20 protein-coding genes and 1 pseudogene are annotated in these 20,162 nt (G+C 56.3%); 12 read left to right on the forward strand and 9 right to left on the reverse strand.

What is annotated here, in order from left to right:
- Nucleotides 1-103 precede the first annotated feature (103 nt).
- Nucleotides 104-1,993 (forward strand): pyruvate kinase, encoded by a 1,890-nt coding sequence (locus H9L05_RS16295; RefSeq protein WP_187731822.1) that lies wholly within the window; start codon nucleotides 104-106, stop codon nucleotides 1,991-1,993.
- 153 nt (nucleotides 1,994-2,146) lie between these two features.
- Here the strand turns inward: H9L05_RS16295 and H9L05_RS16300 are convergent, their stop codons facing one another.
- Nucleotides 2,147-2,713: an NADPH-dependent FMN reductase gene (locus H9L05_RS16300; RefSeq protein WP_187731823.1), complete on the reverse strand. Its 567-nt coding sequence runs from the start codon at nucleotides 2,711-2,713 to the stop codon at nucleotides 2,147-2,149.
- An 84-nt stretch (nucleotides 2,714-2,797) separates the two neighbouring features.
- Nucleotides 2,798-3,715, reverse strand: coding sequence for a DUF5996 family protein (locus H9L05_RS16305; RefSeq protein WP_187731824.1), 918 nt, complete (start codon nucleotides 3,713-3,715; stop codon nucleotides 2,798-2,800).
- Between the two features lie 165 nt (nucleotides 3,716-3,880).
- Here H9L05_RS16305 and H9L05_RS16310 point away from each other — a divergent pair, with 165 nt between their 5' ends.
- Complete coding sequence (locus H9L05_RS16310) at nucleotides 3,881-4,948, forward strand: SDR family oxidoreductase (protein WP_187731825.1); 1,068 nt, start codon at nucleotides 3,881-3,883, stop codon at nucleotides 4,946-4,948.
- Between the two features lie 153 nt (nucleotides 4,949-5,101).
- On the opposite strand, the gene H9L05_RS16315 is transcribed toward H9L05_RS16310, so the two are convergent.
- The 3 genes from H9L05_RS16315 to H9L05_RS16325 all read right to left on the reverse strand — a co-directional run bounded on the left by H9L05_RS16315 (nucleotide 5,102) and on the right by H9L05_RS16325 (nucleotide 7,053).
- Nucleotides 5,102-5,533 carry an STAS/SEC14 domain-containing protein gene (locus tag H9L05_RS16315; protein ID WP_187731826.1) on the reverse strand — a complete coding sequence of 144 codons (432 nt, stop codon included), beginning with the start codon at nucleotides 5,531-5,533 and terminating at the stop codon, nucleotides 5,102-5,104.
- A 182-nt stretch (nucleotides 5,534-5,715) separates the two neighbouring features.
- Complete coding sequence (locus tag H9L05_RS16320) at nucleotides 5,716-6,258, reverse strand: hypothetical protein (RefSeq protein ID WP_187731827.1); 543 nt, start codon at nucleotides 6,256-6,258, stop codon at nucleotides 5,716-5,718.
- Between the two features lie 288 nt (nucleotides 6,259-6,546).
- Nucleotides 6,547-7,053: a hypothetical protein gene (locus tag H9L05_RS16325; protein WP_187731828.1), complete on the reverse strand. Its 507-nt coding sequence runs from the start codon at nucleotides 7,051-7,053 to the stop codon at nucleotides 6,547-6,549.
- 283 nt (nucleotides 7,054-7,336) lie between these two features.
- Here H9L05_RS16325 and H9L05_RS16330 point away from each other — a divergent pair, with 283 nt between their 5' ends.
- Nucleotides 7,337-8,323 carry an NAD(P)H-quinone oxidoreductase gene (locus tag H9L05_RS16330; protein WP_187734305.1) on the forward strand — a complete coding sequence of 329 codons (987 nt, stop codon included), beginning with the start codon at nucleotides 7,337-7,339 and terminating at the stop codon, nucleotides 8,321-8,323.
- 20 nt (nucleotides 8,324-8,343) lie between these two features.
- On the opposite strand, the pseudogene H9L05_RS27000 reads toward H9L05_RS16330, so the two are convergent.
- Nucleotides 8,344-9,557 (reverse strand): annotated as a pseudogene (locus H9L05_RS27000) (beta-propeller fold lactonase family protein).
- A gap of 339 nt (nucleotides 9,558-9,896) precedes the next feature.
- Here H9L05_RS27000 and ispG point away from each other — a divergent pair.
- From ispG to H9L05_RS16360, 5 genes are all read left to right on the forward strand, one after another.
- Nucleotides 9,897-11,882, forward strand: coding sequence for a (E)-4-hydroxy-3-methylbut-2-enyl-diphosphate synthase (ispG, locus tag H9L05_RS16340; RefSeq protein WP_187734306.1), 1,986 nt, complete (start codon nucleotides 9,897-9,899; stop codon nucleotides 11,880-11,882).
- A 645-nt stretch (nucleotides 11,883-12,527) separates the two neighbouring features.
- Nucleotides 12,528-12,953 (forward strand): hypothetical protein, encoded by a 426-nt coding sequence (locus H9L05_RS16345; protein ID WP_187731829.1) that lies wholly within the window; start codon nucleotides 12,528-12,530, stop codon nucleotides 12,951-12,953.
- Nucleotides 12,954-13,088: 135 nt separating this feature from the next.
- Complete coding sequence (locus tag H9L05_RS16350; RefSeq protein ID WP_187731830.1) at nucleotides 13,089-13,763, forward strand: NAD-dependent epimerase/dehydratase family protein; 675 nt, start codon at nucleotides 13,089-13,091, stop codon at nucleotides 13,761-13,763.
- A gap of 64 nt (nucleotides 13,764-13,827) precedes the next feature.
- Nucleotides 13,828-14,511, forward strand: a complete 684-nt coding sequence (locus H9L05_RS16355) for an HAD family hydrolase (protein ID WP_187731831.1) — start codon at nucleotides 13,828-13,830, stop codon at nucleotides 14,509-14,511.
- A 144-nt stretch (nucleotides 14,512-14,655) separates the two neighbouring features.
- On the forward strand, nucleotides 14,656-14,976 hold the full coding sequence (locus tag H9L05_RS16360; RefSeq protein ID WP_187731832.1) for a DUF6984 family protein: 321 nt from the start codon (nucleotides 14,656-14,658) through the stop codon (nucleotides 14,974-14,976).
- 6 nt (nucleotides 14,977-14,982) lie between these two features.
- Here the strand turns inward: H9L05_RS16360 and H9L05_RS16365 are convergent, their stop codons facing one another.
- The 3 genes from H9L05_RS16365 to H9L05_RS16375 form a co-directional block, all read right to left on the reverse strand.
- Nucleotides 14,983-15,441, reverse strand: a complete 459-nt coding sequence (locus tag H9L05_RS16365; protein WP_187731833.1) for a nuclear transport factor 2 family protein — start codon at nucleotides 15,439-15,441, stop codon at nucleotides 14,983-14,985.
- A 193-nt stretch (nucleotides 15,442-15,634) separates the two neighbouring features.
- Nucleotides 15,635-16,090, reverse strand: coding sequence for a vanadium-dependent haloperoxidase (locus tag H9L05_RS16370; protein ID WP_187731834.1), 456 nt, complete (start codon nucleotides 16,088-16,090; stop codon nucleotides 15,635-15,637).
- A gap of 53 nt (nucleotides 16,091-16,143) precedes the next feature.
- Nucleotides 16,144-16,986, reverse strand: a complete 843-nt coding sequence (locus H9L05_RS16375) for a hypothetical protein (RefSeq protein ID WP_187731835.1) — start codon at nucleotides 16,984-16,986, stop codon at nucleotides 16,144-16,146.
- A 453-nt stretch (nucleotides 16,987-17,439) separates the two neighbouring features.
- On the opposite strand from H9L05_RS16375, the gene H9L05_RS16380 reads away from it, so the two are divergent.
- The 4 genes from H9L05_RS16380 (at nucleotide 17,440) to H9L05_RS16395 (ending at nucleotide 20,113) form a co-directional block, all read left to right on the forward strand.
- Complete coding sequence (locus H9L05_RS16380) at nucleotides 17,440-17,613, forward strand: DUF6728 family protein (protein WP_165963537.1); 174 nt, start codon at nucleotides 17,440-17,442, stop codon at nucleotides 17,611-17,613.
- A gap of 8 nt (nucleotides 17,614-17,621) precedes the next feature.
- Nucleotides 17,622-17,978: an MmcQ/YjbR family DNA-binding protein gene (locus H9L05_RS16385; protein ID WP_187731836.1), complete on the forward strand. Its 357-nt coding sequence runs from the start codon at nucleotides 17,622-17,624 to the stop codon at nucleotides 17,976-17,978.
- Nucleotides 17,979-18,122: 144 nt separating this feature from the next.
- On the forward strand, nucleotides 18,123-18,503 hold the full coding sequence (locus H9L05_RS16390; RefSeq protein WP_187731837.1) for a hypothetical protein: 381 nt from the start codon (nucleotides 18,123-18,125) through the stop codon (nucleotides 18,501-18,503).
- Nucleotides 18,500-20,113, forward strand: a complete 1,614-nt coding sequence (locus tag H9L05_RS16395; RefSeq protein WP_187731838.1) for an FAD-binding protein — start codon at nucleotides 18,500-18,502, stop codon at nucleotides 20,111-20,113. The genes H9L05_RS16390 and H9L05_RS16395 overlap by 4 nt, the downstream gene beginning before the upstream one ends.
- The last annotated feature ends 49 nt before the right edge of the window (nucleotides 20,114-20,162 follow it).

Genomic DNA, 20,162 nt, shown 5'->3' on the forward strand with positions numbered 1-20,162 from the left:
CTTGTGTTTTAAGGCTATCCATGCGGCCTTAACCTACTTCGTTCAGTGGCTCTCGGCAAAGTATGCGCGCGGCGGTACATGGGGGGCTTTTTTGCTGCTGGCTATGACCGACCATCCCGCATCCTTGCTTTTTGCCGACCGCTACGGCACCCAAATAGCTGAACTGCTGAGCGAGCTGACCAGCCTGCGCCAGGATATGGTGAGCGGAACCGAGCTGGCCGGGAGCCGGCTGGCGCAGGTACACCCCACGTTTCGGGTGAGTGCCCACAACCTGCTGCACTACCTGGCGCTGCGCCGCCACGATTTGCGCCCCCTGCAGCAGCGGCTGGCAGCGCTCGGGCTTTCGTCTTTGGGACGCGCCGAAGCTCATGCCCTGGCCAGCGTGGACGCCGTGCTGGCCGTGTTGCACGAGCTGGCGCAGCCCGGCACATCTCATCCGCTTCCTGCCGATGCTATTGCCCCGGACTTCACGAGTGGGGGGCGTTTGCTGGCCGAGCACAGTGAGGCCGTGCTGGGGCCGGTGCCCGCCACGCGCGACGTGCGTATTATGGTCACGCTGCCCGGCGAGGCGGCCACAGATTACGCGCTTGTGCGGGATTTGCTGCGCCAGGGCATGGACTGCGTGCGCATCAACTGCGCGCATGATGACCGGGCGGCCTGGCAGCAAATGATTGACCACCTGCGCCAGGCCGAGCAGGAGGTAGGCAGGTCCTGCAAGATCTGTATGGATTTGGGGGGCGCGAAGCTCCGCACCACCGGCCTGCCCCCGGCACCGGCCGTGCTGCGGATCAGTCCCGTGCGCGACGAATTCGGGCGGGTGCTGACCCCGGCCCGCCTCTGGCTTACCAGTAAGGAGCTACCGCAGGCGGCGCTGGCGAGCGGGACGGTGCGCTTGTTCTTCCCCCAGGCGTGGCTGCGGCAGCTAAGCCCCGGCAATGCCGTTCGGTTTCGGGATGCAAGGGGCAACAAACGCAAGCTGCGCGTACGCAGCACAAATGAGCAAGGATGCTGGGCCGAGCTGCGCAAAACGGCCTATCTGGTGCCCAGCACCCGCTTTCGGGGCCCCGAGGCGAAAGCCACGCTACAGGAGCTGCCCCCATCAGATTCGTTTTTACTGCTTCGCCCCGGCGATGAGCTGCAGCTGACGCGCCGCGCGCTGCCTGCTGCCGTAGCCGACGGGATGCCCGGTACCGCTCTGGCACCGGCCGTAATCGGCTGCGCGCTGCCCGAAGTGCTCGACTACGTAAAGCCGGGCGAGCGTATCTGGTTTGACGACGGCAAAATCGGCGGCATCGTCGACCGCGTGGAGCCGGATATACTGCACGTGCGCATCACTCAGGCCCGGGCAAAAGGCGAAAAGCTACGCAACGATAAAGGCATAAACCTGCCCGACAGTAACTTATCCTTGCCTTCGCTTACGGCGAAAGACTTAGAAGATTTGGCTTTTGTGGCCCAGCACGCCGATATGGTCGGCCTCTCGTTTGTGAGCAAGGCCACCGAGGTAGAGCAGCTACAGCAGCACCTGTCCCGCCTGACGGAGCGCGCCGTTGCTATTATTCTCAAGATTGAAACCCAGCGCGGCTTTGAAGAGCTGCCGGCGCTATTGCTCAGCGCCATGCAGGCGGGCAGCTGCGGCGTGATGATAGCGCGTGGCGACCTAGCCGTGGAGTGTGGGTTTGAGCGGCTGGCCGAGGTGCAGGAAGAAATCCTGTGGCTCTGCGAAGCGGCCCATGTGCCCGTAATCTGGGCTACGCAGGTGCTGGAAAGCCTGGCCAGCGGCGGCTTGCCGTCGCGGGCCGAGGTGACGGACGCGGCCATGAGCGACCGGGCCGAGTGTGTGATGCTTAATAAAGGCCCCCGCGTGGTGCAGGCGGTACAAACCCTCGACAGCATTTTGCGACGCATGCAGGGCCACCAGCGCAAGAAAAGCGCTATGCTGCGCAGTTTGCACGTGGCCCAGACCACCTGGCATCTGGAGCGCGCCACCTCTTAGAATAGCGAACCACTGCCCCACGCGCCCCTGATTTCATAGCGGCTGGGTGCTACCGACTTTTTGTGCTGGTGGCTTGGAATGCGTGGCGTCTAAGAGTTGATTGAAACTGTGTAACCGACCAAAAAAGCCCCCAGCAATCAGCAAGCAAGCCGTTTACTGGTTTTCACGGATGCTTTTCAATCCTTTCGTCCAGCGGGCTAATTCCCGGAGCATCGCGTCGAGCGCTTTTTCCGAGATGTCGTTTGGTGCCAGGTGATCATCCTGAATGAACTCGGTGAAAAAAGGAATATTAACGGCCTCCACCAGCGGCACCACCCGGTACGAGGAAAGGTCGTTTTTGAGCGCATTCCAGGCCCGCGTGCCGGCCGATACGCCGCCGTAGCTGACGATGCCGGCCGCCTTGTAGCCCCATTCCTTCACCAAGTATTCGAGGGCGTTTTGCAGGGGCGCGGGGTAGCTGAAGTTGTATTCGGCCGTCACGAAAATAAAGGCGTCCGCCTCCGCGATTTTGGCGCTCCACTGCTTCGTGTGCTCGTGTTCATACTTCTGCTGGGCCGGATGATGGGGCTCATTCATCAGGGGCAGATTGATGGTTTGCAGGTCCAGTATCTCAACGTTGAATTCGCCGTGCTTTCTCGCTTTTTCGGCCACCCATTCGGTTACTATTGGTCCCTTGCGGCTAGGTCGTACGGTGGCCGTAATGATTTTCAGGTTGTACATAGAGGGGAGTTTGGTTGGTACGGTCAGCGAGAATAGGAAATATTCCCCTAAGCACCTGCGTGGGGGGCAAATCTGCCCGGAATGTTACGCTCTTTCCAGCGCGGCGCGGTCCCAGTGGGCCAGGGTGGCCGCCGCTTCGTAGGTGCTTTGCAAAAAGTGGAGCACGGCCTGCCGCGGATCGGGAGCCGTGCGCGCGGCTTCGTAGGGCAGCAGAAACTCGCCCATGTCCTGATTAAAAAAGCCCCCCACGGGCTCTATTGGCGCGTTGGCGAGTTCCGGCAGGCCAGGGTAGGCGTAGCTGTAGAAGGCCGCTTCCTGCCCATTACCGCCGGGCCACCAGCCGGCGGCAATCTGCTCCTCCGAATACGATTCGCGGGTCACCCAGTCGGCCAGGTGGGGGATGCCGCCCGGATGGGGAGGCGCCGGCCGGCCCGAAAAGCGCGTGACGGCCAAATCGAAGCTGCCCCAGAAGAAATGTACCGAGCTGCATTTGCCCCGAAAGCGGCTACGGAACTCCTGCAGCACCTGATCGGCCCGCAGCAGTACTTCCCAGAAGGTTTCCGCGGCGCGGGCGTCGTAGGCACGATGAATTTGGTCTTGGGTGAAAGGCGTAGTGTCTTCTATCTCCACCGGCACCGGCCACAACTTTACCGCAATGCCGGCTTCGCGCAGCAGACCGCGGTAGGCCTGGTAGAAATCGGCCACGGACCGGGGCTCCAGGGCCAGCTCGTGGGTGCGGCCGTCGGAGGTATGCACGCGCAGCTGATGCGCCCTAAAGTCGAATACGACCTCACAGCTGCCCGCCGCGTAAGGCATAGGCCCGGTCGATAGGCCTCGTGGCGTGACGTAGAGCGGCACCTGCCACCAATGGTTGAGCATCGGGCTCAGCGCCAGGCGGGTTTTGCCCACAATTTGGGTCCAACGGTGCAGCGTCTCGCGCGTGTCAGTCCAGGAGTCGGCCGGCAAGGCGGGCCATTGGGAGGCTAAGGCGTTGTCTGTCATGAAGAAAAGATAAGATGAACCAGGCACAAATCCTCCCTGCGCCGGCACGTATGCTTGACCTGGAAACGCCTTAGCCGTCGGGAAATCAGCGAGTACAAAAGCTTTCCGTTGATTGCCGCTGCTGGCTGCTGCGTACCCTTGGTCAGCTTTTCCGTACGTATTCTTATGACTAAAATCGCTTTAATTGTTGGTGCCAGCGGCATCATTGGCAGCAATCTGGCCCGCGAGCTGATCTCCCAGGGCTGGACCACCTACGGTTTGGCTCGTACTCCCAAAGACGATGTGACCGGGCTGCGTCCCGTAGCTGCCGACTTGCTCGACCCGGCCAGCCTTGCTACCGCCCTGGCCGACGTAGCGCCCACGCACGTCTTTCTCACCAGCTGGATGCGCCAGGACACCGAGGCCGAGAATATTCGCGTGAACGGCGCCATGGTGCGCAATCTGCTGGACGCCCTCGCCCCCAAGCAGTCGGTGCAGCATGTGGCACTGGTCACGGGTCTCAAGCACTACCTCGGACCGTTTGACTCCTACGCTCGGGCTGGTTCGCTGCCGCCAACGCCATTGCGCGAGGAGCAGCCCCGATTGCCCATCGAGAATTTCTATTATGCTCAGGAAGATGAGGTGTACGCCGCTGCGGCCCGCGATGGCTTTAGCTGGAGCATTCACCGCCCGCACACCATTATTGGCCAGGCCGTGGGCAACCTGATGAACATGGGTACCACGCTGGCCGTGTACGCCAGTATCTGCAAGGAAACGGGGCGGCCGTTTCAGTGGCCGGGTTCCGAAGCGCAGTGGAATGGCCTGTCCGATGTAACCGACGCCCGCGTGATTGCTAAGCAGCTGGTGTGGGCGGCCACGACGGAAGCCGCCAGGAATCAGGCGTTTAACATTACCAACGGCGATTACTTCCGCTGGAGCTGGCTCTGGCCGCGGCTGGCCGCCTGGTTTGGAGTCGAGGCCGCCGGCTTTGACGGCACTGTGCACCCGCTGGAAGCGGCAATGGCCAATGATGCGCCGCTGTGGCGCGAGATGGCGGCTCGCTACCAGCTAAATGTGCCTGAACTCAGCCAGCTGGCTTCTCCCTGGCACACTGATCTGGACCTGGGCCGACCGATTGAAGTGATGACGGATATGTCGAAAAGCCGCAAGCTGGGCTTTACGGTATATCAGGCGACCGAAGATTCCTTTTTCGACTTGTTTGCGCAGCTACGTACTGATAAACTCATTCCATAGGCGTGCTTTTAGTTAATGAACCTATATAATGCAGCCTTTTGCCTTACTTATCATAACACTGAAAAAGCCGCTCCCCAATAGGGAACGGCTTTTTCAGTGTTATTCAGATCTGTAACTATATGCTATGGCTTTCTCCCCGCAATGAAAGATTGGCTATGCTTGCTTCATTCCTGCTTCTTCACGTGCTTCCTTCAGCCAGGCCCGCGCTTCCTGTATATCACCAAACATGCGCATTTGCAGGCCCTCGCCGATGCCAATGTGCATCGCCTCCGCTGAAAGGGCCGCCATTGACTCGGGGCTAACTACTTGGGCAAAATGAGTGAGGCCCTGCGCTATGGCGCGGGGCGCCCAATCCGTGACAATCCACTCCACGGCGTGGTCCCAGGGGCCAATTACTTGCCGGTTGTCGTTGAGCAAATAGGGGCAGGCGTGAGCCTGAAGAGGGTGCAGACACGCATCGGCGCCGGCAATAATACCGATATAGGTTTGGTAGCCAATCCAATTATTATAGACCCAGCGGTTGACGGTATCGTACTCAATGGTAAGATAAACTTTACCGAATCCGTTAACTATTTCTGTGGGCATGAGGCGATAAGTAGGAGGCCGATCTTCTGGGAAAGGCTAGGTAAGCAGGAATAGTCCTGCTATCGGCAAGCTGACTAGAAGTAAGTGGCTTAGAAAGTGCCGTAACCCATAACTCTGGTAAGGCAGACAAATTTGCCCCCCACGACCGAAACGCTAGGGCAAGTACACCAAAATAAGCTGATTTATACGGCTGGCAAACCGGCAGCCTTACGCTGGGCTAGGCGCTGGCCTGCTAACTGGTTGCTGCCCAGAACGATGGTTGCGTAGCCCACGGGCGCTTCGGTGTAGCGCAGGGTCACTTGCTGGCCGAGCCACCAGGAGGTTTGGGCTTGGCCGGGGCTCTTGGAAGGGCCATATTGAGCACTGAGCAGCTCACGGATGCCGCGGCAGTTGGCCTCGCCCATCATACGCAGCTCAATGTAGTAGAGCTTGTCTTTGTAGAAGCCGTAGGTGATGCCGGTGAGTCTATGAGAACCGACTTTGAGGTTGTCGGTGAGGTAGTTATAGAACTGGGTCTGGGTAGCGGGGTCGGTCCTGACCAGCTCCAGGTCGCGGAACTTGCTTATATCGTCGCCGAACGTGGCTTTGCCGAACCCGTTCTGGCTATCGAGGGCGCGCAACGAAGGCGAGGCAGCGCGCGCAGCCTTTTTGGATCTAACGCTTTGAGCCTGGCTACTTTGCCCAGACCAAGCTAGTAATCCCAGGAAAATAACCAGCTTTTTCATAGACAGCCCAGTGTGCGAAATGGCAAAAGAACCACGGAGCGGTAAATCTACTATATTCTGCCAGTAGATAGTTGTTTTGGGGGCTTTTTTCAAGCTGATTTTCGCTTTTTTAGCAGGCTTTCAGGTATTGGTTTGGATTTTTACAGGAGGATAGAAATTCCCTTAAACGCGATCTTGTGTTTTTGTAAATAACTGATATATAAACCTATAAGAATACTTGCGGCGTGCACTACGGTAAAAGCCTGTTGGAAAGCAGTCGAGCTTCTTGTTTTCTGGCTGTCGCGCTAACTACGGCTTGGGAGCCGGCAAAGCAGGAGGAATGGAGGCGTCGTCGGGGAGAAGCTCGGCACCGCTGCCAGCATCGGGAGCAATGATTTTCCAGACGGCGCGCTTCAGCTCGTCCAGGCGATGCAGGGCATCCGTGACGCTGTCGTGGTTTTTTACCTTCTCAAAAAAGCCGGTTTTGACGCCCACCTGAATCATTTTTTCCAGCACAAACGGCAGAATCCAGCCCACAACGCTGCTGGCCAGCGCCCCGCGCAGGCCAATGCGCATAAGCAAACGGGTAGTCATGCGCTTGAGCAGGAGGGCTTTGGCGGCGGGCAGGGCCTTGTCGGCCAGAAAATCGGCTACAAGCTGCGCGTTTCCATTCTTAATTTCGGCGCGCAGTACATCCTGAATCGTATCGAGGGCGGTGCGGGCTACTTTTTGGAACAGCAGACCGGTTTGCCAGGCGCGAAGCCCGGTGGCCCGAGCGGCGCTGAAGATGGTAGGAAACAGGTTTATTTTTTTCATGACAACTCAAAAAAGCCCCCCAGACGACGTGGGAGCGCAAGACAGCGAAAAGATACGGCAGGATTTGGATCGAAATGGATGCACGGACAGCGCAAAGCAGTGGAAGTGCGTTAGCGGTGTAGAGACGCCATATTTGGCGTCTCGTCGTTAAACGATTGGTATCGAAGATTCAGATAAACCACCAGCAGCAACGGCGTAGAGACGCCAAATATGGCGTCTCTACGCCGTTCTTACGAGGCGTTTCAGGTAATTAACAAACGGAGTACACATGAAATCAGAGCACATGAAAGCCATTATCGTCGCGCAGGCGGGTGGGCCGGAAGTATTGCAGAGTGGGCAGCGGCTGCGGCCTCAGCCGGCCGCCCACGAGGTGCTGGTGCGCGTGCACGCGGCGGGCGTCAACCGGCCGGATGTGCTGTTGCGCCAGGGCAAATACGCGGGTAGCGGCAGCGTGGAAGGCCTAATTCCGGGATTGGAAGTAGCCGGCACCATAGCTGAGTGTGGTGCGGCGGTAACGCGCTGGCGCAAAGACGACGCGGTGTGTGCGCTGGTGGCAGTGGGCGGCTATGCCGAGTACGTGGCGGTGGATGCCCGCCACTGCCTGCCGGTGCCCGCTGGCTGGAGTTTTATAGAAGCTGCGTCCTTGCCCGAAACCGTGTTTACGGTGTGGCACAACGTATTTCAGCGCGGACAGCTGCAACGGGGCGAAACGCTGCTGGTGCACGGTGGAAGCAGCGGTATCGGCATCACGGCCATTCAGCTGGCGCATGCGCTGGGCTCCCGGGTATTCGCTACGGCCGGCTCCGACGAAAAGTGCGCAGCCTGCCTTTCCCTGGGCGCTGACCGCTGCATCAACTACAAAACCGCTGACTTCGAAGCCGAATTGCAAGCCGAAGGCGGGGTAGATGTAGTGCTGGACATGATAGGCGGCGACTATACGCCCAAAAACCTGCGCCTGCTGCGCGACGATGGCCGCCTCGTATTTATCAACGCCATGCAGGGCGCCAAAGCCGAGTTCAACGCCTTGGAAATCATGCGTCGCCGGCTCACCATCACCGGCAGTACCCTGCGGCCCCGCAGCGCCGAGTTCAAGGCTTCGCTGGCGGCTGCGGTAGAGGAAAATGTGTGGCCCCTGCTGACTGGGGGGCTTTTTAAGCCGGTTATTTATAAAGTATTTGCCTTGGATGAAGCTGCAGCCGCGCACCAGCTAATGGAAAGCAGCGCACACATTGGCAAGATCATGTTGCAGGTAGAAGAAGCCAATTCCTAAGACGATGTGCAAACTTGCTTTTAGGCACTACGCCGCGTAAAATCCTCTACCACTTGTAGACACACGGGCGCTGGCACCTGCACTGATTTGCCGGTGGGCGTAAGCTTGCCTGTTTCGCGGTCAACGCGGAAGGTAACGATGTTGTTGGTGGCCTGATTGGCAACGAGCACAAGCTGGCCCGTCGGGTCGATGGTGAAGTTGCGGGGCTTCTGACCGAGGGTGGGCACATGCTCAACCAGCGTGAGGCGGCCGCTGGGAATGTCGATGGCGTATACCACCAGGCTGTCGTGGCCGCGGTTGGAGCCGTAGAGGAACTCACCGTTGGGCGACACGTGAATGTCGGCGCAGGAATTCTCCCCAGTAAAGTCGGAAGGCAAGGTGCTGAGCGTCTGGATTTCCTGAAACGTGCCGGCGCCTTCGTCGTAGCGCAGAGCGGTAATCGTAGAGTTCAGCTCATTGATAAGGTAAGCCAGCTGTCCGCCGGGGTGAAACGTGAGGTGGCGAGGGCCAGCGCCGGGCGCAGCAGTGAAGGCCGGGGTAGCGCGAGGTACTAAAGCGTCTTCTTTGGCATCGAGCTGGTAGCCGTATACTTTATCGGTGCCTAGGTCGACCGCGAAAACGAAGCGGTTGGCCGGGTCGGGCAGGATGCAGTGAGCGTGGGGGGCTTTTTGGTTTTTGTGGGGGCCGGAACCTGTGTGCTGTTGCGTATCGGCAATGGGAGCCAATTCGCCATTGGGCTCAATCGGCAGCATGCCCACGTTGCCCCCAGATAGCTGGCTACCAAGGCATAACGATTCATTCTATCCAGGCTGATATAGCACGGAGCCGACCCCAGCGCCGACTGCTGATTCAGCAAAGCCAGGCCCCCGGTTTTCTGATCAATAGCAAACGCGCTGACGGCACCGCTGGCTTTGCCCTGAAAATCAGTGGTTTCATTAACCGCGTACAGATGCTCGTGCCGGGAGTCGAGCGTGAGGTAAGATGGGTTCGCGCCCGCTTTGGTCGCGCCCAGGCGGGTAAGCGCGCCGGTGCTCACATTCAGCTTGTACAGAAAAATGCTGTCTTCCTCCGGCTTGGCATACGTCCCGACGTACAGCAAGTACTCATTCGCGCTCTGGGGGGCTTTTTCGGCAGTTATCATAGACGCGCAGCTTGAGAGTACCAAGGGCAACCCCGCCAGCCCCAAACCAGCAACTTGGAGAAAATGACGGCGGGAGTACGGCAATGAGGTCATAGGAGCAGGAAGGTGGAAGTAAGGGTAGGCAAGGTAGGAAGTGGCAATGTACTATTTACACGGTTGTAGAGACGCGACACAATTAGCCACGGCGCTTGCTTGTCAGCTATTAAAAAGGCCGTCATGCTTCGCTGCGCTCTGCATGACCGATAATGTGGAAACGGTTCGAATGATGCTCATGTGGGATGCTGCGCTCTTTGTAAAAAGCTGATTGAGTATAGCGCAATAATTGCTAAACCTCAAAACCCTCCGGGAAGCCGCCGGTAGCTTGTACCTTTGCTGCTCCGCAACTTTCCCTTCGCCCTGCTGGTTTTCTCCCCAGAAAATTGCCCCCCAATGATGAACAAAACCTATTGCCCCAGCCTGACCGAGTACCAGCGCCGCCTTTCGCGGGAAGTCAAGATTGGCGACGTGCCGCTGGGGGGCAAAAATCCGATTCGGGTGCAGAGTATGACCACCGTGGATACCATGGACACGCTCGGCTCGGTGGAGCAGACCCTGCGCATGGTAGAGGCGGGCTGCGAGTACGTGCGCATCACCGCGCCCAGCATGAAAGAGGCTCAGAACCTGCTGGAAATCAAGAAGGAGTTGCGCAAGCGCGGCTGCAATGTGCCGCTCATTGCCGATATACACTTCACGCCCAACGCCGCCGAGCTGGCCGCCCGCATCGTGGAGAAAGTGCGCGTGAACCCCGGCAACTATGCCGACAAAAAGAAGTTCGACTTCATCGAGTACACCGACGCCACGTACCAGGACGAGGTAAACCGCATCCGCGAACGGTTCCGGCCGCTGGTCCAGATCTGCAAGCAGTACGGCACGGCTATGCGCATCGGCACCAACCACGGCTCTTTGTCCGACCGTATTTTGTCGCGCTACGGCGATACGCCGTTAGGCATGGTGGAGTCAGCGCTGGAGTTTCTGCGGCTGTGCGAGGAGGAGAATTACTACGATGTGGTGCTCAGCATGAAGGCCTCCAACACGCAGGTGATGGTGCAGGCTTACCGCTTGCTGGTGCAAAAGCTGGACGAAGAGGGTTTGCAACCCTACCCGCTGCACCTGGGCGTAACCGAGGCCGGCGAAGCGGAAGACGGCCGCATCAAGTCGGCCGTGGGCATCGGAACATTGCTCGAAGATGGCATCGGTGATACCGTGCGCGTGTCGCTTACCGAAGCCCCCGAAGCCGAAGCACCGGTTGCCAAAGCCCTCATTGACCGCTACACTAACCGCGCCGCCGAAGCCAAACCGATTGCGCCGGTGACGGAAGTGCCCATTGACCCATTTCAGTATCACCGCCGCATTACGCGCGAAGTGCTCAACCTTGGGGGGCAAAATGTGCCGCGTGTCATGGTCGATATCTCGCGCCTGTCGTCGGTGGAGTATGCCGATTTGCGCGCCGTGGGGCAGTTGTATTCGGTGTTTCTGGACAAGTTTCAGATGAACGACCTGGGCGCCGACTATATCTACAGCGGTCAGCGCCCGGTGCCGTTTATGCTGCCCAATGGCCTGAAGGAAGTAGTAGACTACCAAGCCTGGATCGATGCCGGCTGCCGCGCCGACCATTTCCCAGTGCTCACCCAGGCCGAATACGCCACCGCCGGCCCGCAGCATACAGAGCTAAACTTCGTGTTTCAGAACCTGGAGTCGCTCACGCCGCCGGCCCTCTACCAGCTTCGCGCCGACTCCACGGCCGTCATTATCCTTTACACCGATAATGCCCACGCCATGCCGGAACTCCGGGGGGCTTTTTTCCGGCTGATCAATCATGGGGTAACTAACCCGGTCATTATCAACCGCCAGTACCCGGTGCTCACGTCCGAGCAAACCCAGCTCTACGCCGCCACCGACGTCGGCGGTCTGCTCCTCGACGGTCTCGGCGACGGCGTGGTGCTCAGCACCGAGTTGCTACCCGAGCGCGCCAAGGAAGAATGGCTGCCTACCATCGACCAGCTCAATCAGCTTTCCTTCGGCATCTTGCAAGCGGCCCGCACGCGCATGAGCAAGACGGAGTACATCAGCTGCCCCAGCTGCGGCCGTACCCTCTTCGACCTCCAGGAAACCACCGCCATGATCCGCAAGCGCACCGACCATCTCAAGGGCGTCAAAATCGGCATTATGGGTTGCATCGTGAATGGCCCCGGCGAAATGGCCGACGCCGACTACGGCTACGTGGGCGTGGGCAAAGGCAAAATTGCCCTCTACCGCGGCCAGGATGTCATCAAAAAAGCCGTACCCGAAGAACTAGCCGTGAATGAGTTAATTGAGCTAATGCGCGAAGACGGCCGCTGGATTGAGCCTATGCGGTTGGAGGAGCCGGTAGGAGTGTAGATTCTCAAATATGAAATAAAGGGAGTGCATCAGCGCATGTGTTCAACTCCCAGCTTTCTAAATTAAAGACATCTATTTCACTATAAAAATGAGTAACAATAATTTATAAATGGGCTCCAAAAATAAATCCAAAAATAAGAATGGTTTAGAATTGGGTGAGTTAATTTTCTGGTTAATGGTGATTGGAGCAGTTTCGTACACAACAAAAAACATCATTAAAAATAGCCTTCTTGAATCCAATTACAAAATAATAGACGCGGTGATAATTGATTCTAGAAATCCCCTGGGTAATAGTAGGATACCTCGAGAGTTCACTTACTCTTATCGGTTTTGTTTGGGTGATGATTGCTACACAAATAATTCCTTAGACACAGGTTATAAGATCGGTAATAGGGTTAAAGTAAAATATTACGAACGTTATCCTGCTTTTAATGAAATATATCGTGACAAAAAATAAAACTGGATGCACTGATCGGATATGTTAAACCAGTTCATAATTTTATTATTTTTGCTGCCTCAGCATATAATTTAGGAAGCTAAAATGATTAAAAGAGGCCACTTCTGGTATTGATTAAATTAGTGCAGTTCAAAAACGCTTTACAAAAGGTCCGTTATTTGCTTTCTAGCTCTGCTCGACTAGAAACCATGAAGAACTTCATTGCATTGATCCTGGTATGCCTTCTGTGCGCCGCCGCTGCGCAGGCCCAGGATATACAGTCTATCGGCAAGGATAGAAAGGCCATCAAGAAGGACGTCCGCAAGCGCGACAGAAAGTATAAAAAGCTGCGCGTAGACATGGCCGCCGACGGCACTGATATCGAATGGTATCAGGCCGGCGACAAGAACCCGGAGAATGCCACGATTGGGTTTGGCTTCCGCAATGACGTCTGCGTAACCACGCTCACGGCCCTCGCAGACTCAACGAGCCTCTTGAAGATGCAAACGAAGCTGAACGCCCGCAATGTGCAAGCCGATGAAGGCGTGTGGGATTCGAACGACGGTAAATACCGTACGAATATTACCACCAGTCCCGGCCAGTATTACGTGATTACGCGGCGGCGAAAAGGGTAGGAGCACCACGTTCTTACAAGCAAAAAGGACCCTGAAGTAAGTGGCTTCAGGGTCCTTTTTGCTTTGCTGGGGGGCTTTTTTAGCCAAGAAACGGTTGTGTTAAAACATATCAAGTAGCTGGTCGTCTACTGCTGTATGAAGATAAAAGCTATTCTGACCGGCGCGACGGGTATGGTGGGAGAGGGCGTACTGCACGAGTGCCTCAACGACCCCGATGTGGAGCAGGTGTTGTCCATTAGCCGCAAGCCCTACGGTCTGAGCCACCCCAAGCTGCGCGAAATCATCCACAGCGACTTCCACGATTTATCGGCCATACAAGACCAGCTGACGGGCTACAATGCCTGTTTTTTCTGCCTGGGCGTGTCGTCGGTGGGGATGAAGGAGCCGGAGTACCGCCGCCTTACTTTTGACCTGACTATGCATTTCGCTCAAACCGTGCTGTCCCGCAATCCGGACCTTACGTTTTGCTACGTGTCGGGCACCGGCACGGATGGCACCGGGAAAGGAAAGCTAATGTGGGCGCGGGTGAAAGGGCAGACGGAAAACGCGCTGTTGCAGCTGCCATTCCAGAAAGCCTACATGTTTCGGCCCGGATTTATGCACCCCACTAAGGGCCTGAAAAACACGCTGTCTGCTTACACTTATATTTCCTGGCTTTATCCGGTGATGCGGCGGCTGTTTCCCAAGTATGTTTCTACGCTGCGAGAGATGGGCCTTTCCATGATTAACGCCGTGCGCCACGGCTACCCCAAGCGCGTGCTGGAGGTGCCGGATATCGTGGCGCTGGCCAACGCCAAAGGTTCGGCTTAAACCGGCTGTGGGGGGCAAATCCGCGTAGAAGGCGTACTACAATTGTCCGAAATCTGCCTTCTACATGATTCAAACCGTCATTTTCGACATGGATGGCGTGCTCGTTGATACCGAGCCGCTGCATCGCGACGCCTTTTTTCAGCACTTTGCCGAGCTGGGCGTAACGCTTACGGCTGAGAAATACGCCACTTTCCTGGGCTCCTCTACCCGCAATATGTATCAGCAGTTCAAGGAAGAATTTGGCCTGACCGAGGACGTAGAGACGCTGATGAGCCGCAAGCGTGAGTTCTTCGGCAAAGCCTTCGACGAATCGACCGACTTGGAGCTGCTGCCCGGCGCCCGCGAGCTGGTCCTAGACCTGCACAAGGCAGGCATGCCGTTGCAGCTGGCCTCGTCGGCTTCCAAAGAAACGATTCACCGCGTGTTTAAGCGCTTCGAGCTGTATCCCTACTTCGATAATTTAGTTAGCGGAGAGGATTTTCCGCAGTCGAAGCCCAATCCGGCGCTTTTTCTGCACGCCGCGAAGCTGGCTGGCAAACCTCCGTACGAGTGCCTGGTAATTGAGGATTCGGCCAATGGCGTGAGCGCCGCCAAAGCCGCCGGTATGTACTGCATCGGTTTCAGCAGCCCGCATTCCGGCGGCCAAAACCTGCACCACGCCGATCAGGTAGTATCCGATCTGCGACACCTCAATGCGGAGTTGATTCTGGGGCTTTCAACGCCGGTTGGTTCTGTAGTAACAAAGTAGAGACGCCATAGTTGGAGTCTCCTCGTTGAACGATTGGCGTAAACTAAGGTCGAACGGCTCAAACGAGGAGACTCCAACTATGGCGTCTCTACCTTGTTCTAAATAACTCAGCCAGCCGTAGAACTTCGGAGAAGCTCCCTGTCAATGGAAAAGCGTCTGCTAACCTTGCTCGAACTAGGCTTGCTCATTTACATGCTGCGTGGCAAGCCAAACGTTGAGCGGATACTTGCGCTGCTGCCCGCCGCTGAAGTAGAAGAAATGGACGATGGCGGTATGGGCAGCTTGCGCTTTGTCAGCAACAAGCAAAACCGGCGTTTGGGAAAAATAGTAGCTGAGCTTTGGTATAAGGATGTAGACGAAGTGCCCGTGCTGGCCTCACTCTATCTGGATACCGAAGGCGACTTGTATGAGCTGGACAGTTGGAAAGCGGATTCTACGCCGTTGAAGCGCATACCCAATTTCTGACTTGGCTTACTTGCACTTCTCCTTGCGCCGCGTGTCGATGATGTGCACGATTTTCCAGCCCTCGGCCAGCTTCACCAGCTGAAACGAATTGTAGCCGCAGTGGCTGAAGGTGGTGCCCACATAAAACTGGTACGGCGTCCAGACGCTGGCCAGGTTGGCGTCGATAAGCACCTGCTCGAAGGTGATGCGCTCATCGTACACTTCTTTGTGCGGCGTACCAACGCTTTTCAGAAAACCCGCCACTTTCTCCGTCTGCACCTGCGTTTTGCCCTCGCGGTTGGCAATCACCTGAAACACCGCTCCGGGGGCCAAGGTGCTCCGTGCCATCGTGCTGTCGCCGCGGCGCAACCCGTCGAAAAAGGTGGTGATAGTTTGCTTAACGGCGGCAGTTTCGGTGGCGCTGGCCTGGGCAAAAGCAGCAAAATTGCCCCCCAGAAGGCAGGCAGCGAGGAGAAGTTTTTTCATGAATGCGAGGTGGGAGAAAGTTGCGAAGTTTACTACGACAATAAGGACGCGGCTGATTAAAGGTAAGCTGCGCAGTTGCATTTATGTGCTGAAAAAAAGCCCCCCACAGCGTATTTATTCACGCAAAAAAAGGTGTTTGCCACTTCTGAGAAGGACAAACACCTTTTACCGGATTGCTATACCTTTCTAATTGCTAATTTGGTGTTAGGTCAAGGTCAGCAATTACATTACCTAGTTCTTTACCCATCTCTATAGAAGCAATCTGTGTAAATGGATAGTGTATGCCAGCGTAGACCCTGGAATAAGCAGCTTCTTCTCTCATGGCCGAAATAGATGGATACTGCCGGGTAGGTAAACCTTTCCAAGCAAACGCGTTGTCTGTTACCGGAACATCGCCGAATTCTCTTATTAGCACTTGCGTAAGAGGAGCGTTTATTCCGACAAGCCCGGAAGGATACTCAGGGTAAGGAGGCGAGGCCAAATACGATTGCCAGGTTGGATCAATGTGTCGCTGGATATACGTAACCGGGCGAATAAGATTATACTGAAATTTGCCTCTAAAGGTATTAATAGGGCCGTCCTTCATCGCAATGCCGGTTTTGGCATACACTTCTGCCGCCCGCCCCAGCCTGGCATTATGACTTCTCAACAGTCCGGTTGTAATAGAAAGCAGATGGTAGGGGGCCGGAATGCCTACGCCCGCTACCCCCCTTCAGCCCACCAGTCTGGTATTGCTTTTTGCTCTGGGGTTAAGGCTTTACCAATATCATACACTGCTTTTGCCTCTTTATAAAAGGCAGAGGATGGATCTTCTGAATAAGCAATTGGTGGTGGGGGAGCAGTTGCCGTTAAGCTGTAGGCCAGAAAAGGCCTTGAGTTCTGTAAAAAAGGCCCTTGTGGAGCGGCAAAGGCAGGGGGTGTACGCACCCAGGAACCGGGAAATTCCGGTAGCACATACCCTTGGCTGCCTAGATTAAAGTTATCGGTGGTGGACCAGTTGTAGATAGCACTCGCAACGGCTCGCCCGTGAGCTTGCGAACGGGTTAACACGGCATCGGCGGTACTTAGTCGGTAGCGGTTGTTGTAGGCGTTTTCTAGCGAGTCCATCCGAGCCTTATCCTCGTCGGTCAGGCCCACTAACAATTGCTTGTACATACTGGCCAGGGCCGCATTGGCACTGGCGCCCCACACATACTCCCGGCCCGGCTCCGGGGCGGGCATGGGGGGCATTTGGTACAGTTTAGTAGATAAACTGATGGCCCCTCTGATGCCCGGCCGCACGGTCTCGTACAGGCCGACGCCGATGTACCCGAAAGCCCGGTTGTTGGCGATGGTAACGGGTAAGGGGTTTCTACGCAGTTCAATTTTTGCAATCAAATCATACCAGTCGTACACGACGTTGGCACTTTCCTCCTGGGCGGTTTTTGATGGCTGGTGAAATATTTCCTCGTACAGCTCGTCGCAGCTGTAGAAGAACATTGCGGACATGAAAAGCACGAACAGACGAGCTGCTTTTCGGTGGCTGTTCATAGATGTAAGTTTCATAGCGAATAATTGGTTTGGTGAAAGAATGCCGATAGAGTAATCGCAAGAAACTCAGGCGCGGATTGTCTATTGAGTGGACATTCTGATTTCCAAGTGTGACAAGCGAGGGAACGGCTTCTATTGCCTACTATGCGCATAGAGTAGCGCAAAGCCGTTGGCGCGGTTCTGTACGTCCGGTGGGGGACTTTTTCGGACGAATCCGGATTCAAGGAGTAGTTACTTTCTGTTCATATAAATTAAGTAAATATTAATATAAGTCAAAATATTATTTGATTAATTATAATTAAATAAAATCGTTATAATGAGTTTAGCCGTCCTAAAAATTGGCTTTCTGAGGTCGTAAACCACTTTTCTCCCTTTGGTGGAAGGCATAAGTTTATGTAATTATTTTACCTTGCAACCAAATCATTCCGGGCTGCCGGATGTTCTTAATGCATACCAAAAGCCACTGCAATGAAAGGTCGTAACCTGTTTAATTTCGGTCCTGCCCTCGGTTATTTCTTCCGCAAGAATGACCCGAACCGGCACACCAATTTCAACCTGCGTACCATGCATTTCATCAATAAGCTTTCCATGGCTATGTTCCTGGTTTGCTTGCTGGTAATGCTGTTCCGCTACGTGCTCTAGTCTAAAAAATGAACATCGAAGATTATCGCGACTACTGTCTGCTCAAGCCCGGCGTAACCGAGGAAACGCCCTTCGACGAGGACACGCTGGTATTCAAGGTGGGGGGCAAAATCTTCGCCCTTACCAGTATCAGCCAGTACGGCAGCGTTAATCTGAAGTGTGACCCCGAGCGCGCCGTGCAACTCCGCGAGGAGTTCGACTACGTGTTGCCGGGATACCATATGAATAAGAAACATTGGAACACCGTTGTCATTGGCAGCGGTGTATCTGCTTCTCAGCTCCGCGAGTGGACCGATCATTCGTACGATCTGGTGCGAGCGTCACTGCCCCGCGCAATCCGCGAAGAACTCGCGAAGGATAGTTAAGACTTCGCTGTAAGACGCTTTCGCTATGAGGCCGTGCCGGCTAAACCACATAAGGTTTGGCTGGTACGGCTTCTTTTATTTGAGAACTTGTTTTTAGAATATTTTATATATACATTATAATTATACACATTATGCGAGCCTGTTATGAGTCGATATCTACCTACTATAGCGGTGCTGGCCATCATAAGTGGAGCCTTATCGGGCTGTATGACCACCCGCATCGCCACCATTTATGACTGCGACACGGTAGCGAATGACCCAAATAGTACTAAAGTCGTTACGTCGTATTTCTGGGGCCTGAAACAGCCGGCCGATATCAAGCCACCCTGCGATTCGCGCTTTAATCACCTGAACAGCGTTACGGTAAACACCAACTTCGGCTACTTCCTGCTTTCCCTGGTCACGGTAGGCGTCGTGACGAAGCAGCGGGTAAGCTGGTGCTGCGCGCCCTACACGCCCGCCGTTGACACACTGGGGCTGGGACCCGTAGCAAGGCCCGAACTCCGTTTATCCGTCCGCCCATGAGCCTGCCCAACGGAATGGAGGCGCTCCCAATGGCGGAGTGGACCAACCGGCACGAGAACTTCACGCAGCGCCTGCAACCCAGCGCCTGCTTTAAGCTGCGCATTCCCAACCTGCCTACCAGCCAGGCGCAGTACCGCCAGACGACGGCCAACTTCCAGTGGCTAATTCGGTACGGCATTGAGCACAACGTGCGCCTGCGGGCCATCGGCAAGGGCTGGTCGTTTTCGGAAGTGTGCGTAACCGATGGCGGCTTGGTAGATACCATGGCTTTGCGGCAGTCATTTGCCCTCCAGCCGAGTATGGTAGCGCCGGCTTACCAGAGCGCCGGACGCACGGCCGATAATCTGTTTTTTACGGAGTGCGGCATGAGCATCATTGGGCTGGAGCAGCAGCTGGAGCCCCGCAAAAAGTCGGTGCGGGCGTCCGGGGCCAGCAACGGGCAAAGTATTGTGGGCGCATTATCCACGGGAACACATGGGGGGGCTTTTCGCTTCGGCTCCATTCAGGAAACGGTGGTGGGCCTGCATATCGTCACGGGCCCCGACCGGCACGTGTGGCTGGAGCGGGCTTCATATCCGGTGGCCGCGCCAAAATTCACGGACTGGCTGGGCGTAACCGACGTGTTTCGCGACGACGACCTATTCAATGCGGCCTTAGTCAGCTTCGGCAGCTTCGGATTTATTCATGGGGTGCTGCTGGAAACGGAGCCGCTTTTTTTGCTGGAAGAATCCAGCTCGCCGCGCGTGCCCTACCGCGAGGGGCTAAAGCGGCTCATGACCAACCTCGACCTGACTGGCCTGAAGCCGTGGCTACAGCTTCCGCTCAACGACCCCACGCGCCAGCCTTACCACCTCACCATCATCATCAATCCTCACCAGTTCGACCCCACGGGCGCCGATCCGAACCGGGGCGTGTTTGTGCAGCTGCTGTTTAAGGCGCCGTACCGGTCGGTGTATCCACGGCGGCCGGCGCCAGCTTCAGGTTTTATTTATGGTGATAGTTCTCTGGGTTTGATTTCGACGGTGCTCGACCATTTAGGCAATGCCGGCGTGGCGTTGGTGCCCACGCTGGTCAATCGGCTGTACCCGCTGGCCTTGGAGCGCAACAACGGCACAGCCGGCACCATGAGCGAGACCTTCGACAACACCAACATCCGAGGCAAAGCAGCCAGCGCCGCCATCGGCATAGACAACCGCGACGTGCTCCGCGTGCTGGCCGAAGTCCACTCGCTCAACCAACAGACGCCCTTTCCCGGCGTGCTGGGGTTGCGGTTTGTAAAAGGCACCAAAGCTACCCTGGGCTTCACGCGCTTCCCCGTCACGGCTGTGTTGGAGTTCGACGGGGTAGAGGCCCGGGTCACGCGCCGGTTTCTGGAGATGATCTGGGCCCGCCTGGAAATCCTGAACATCGCCTACACGCTGCATTGGGGCAAAATCAACTTCAACCTGACTAAGCCGCGCCTCCGCAAAATGTACGGCGACACCGCCGTAAACCAGTGGCTCGGCTGCCGCCACCGCCTGTTGGACGCTCCTACACGCCGGGTATTCACTAACCCCTTCATGGAGCGCTGCGGCTTGGATAAAGATCCGGCGCAAGTGCCTGTGGTGTAGGGTCGCCTCACCCCCCGGCCCCCTCTCCTAAGGGAGAGGAGGAGCCTGA

This window comes from Hymenobacter qilianensis (genome assembly GCF_014489555.1).
In the GTDB taxonomy this organism is placed as follows: domain Bacteria; phylum Bacteroidota; class Bacteroidia; order Cytophagales; family Hymenobacteraceae; genus Hymenobacter; species Hymenobacter qilianensis.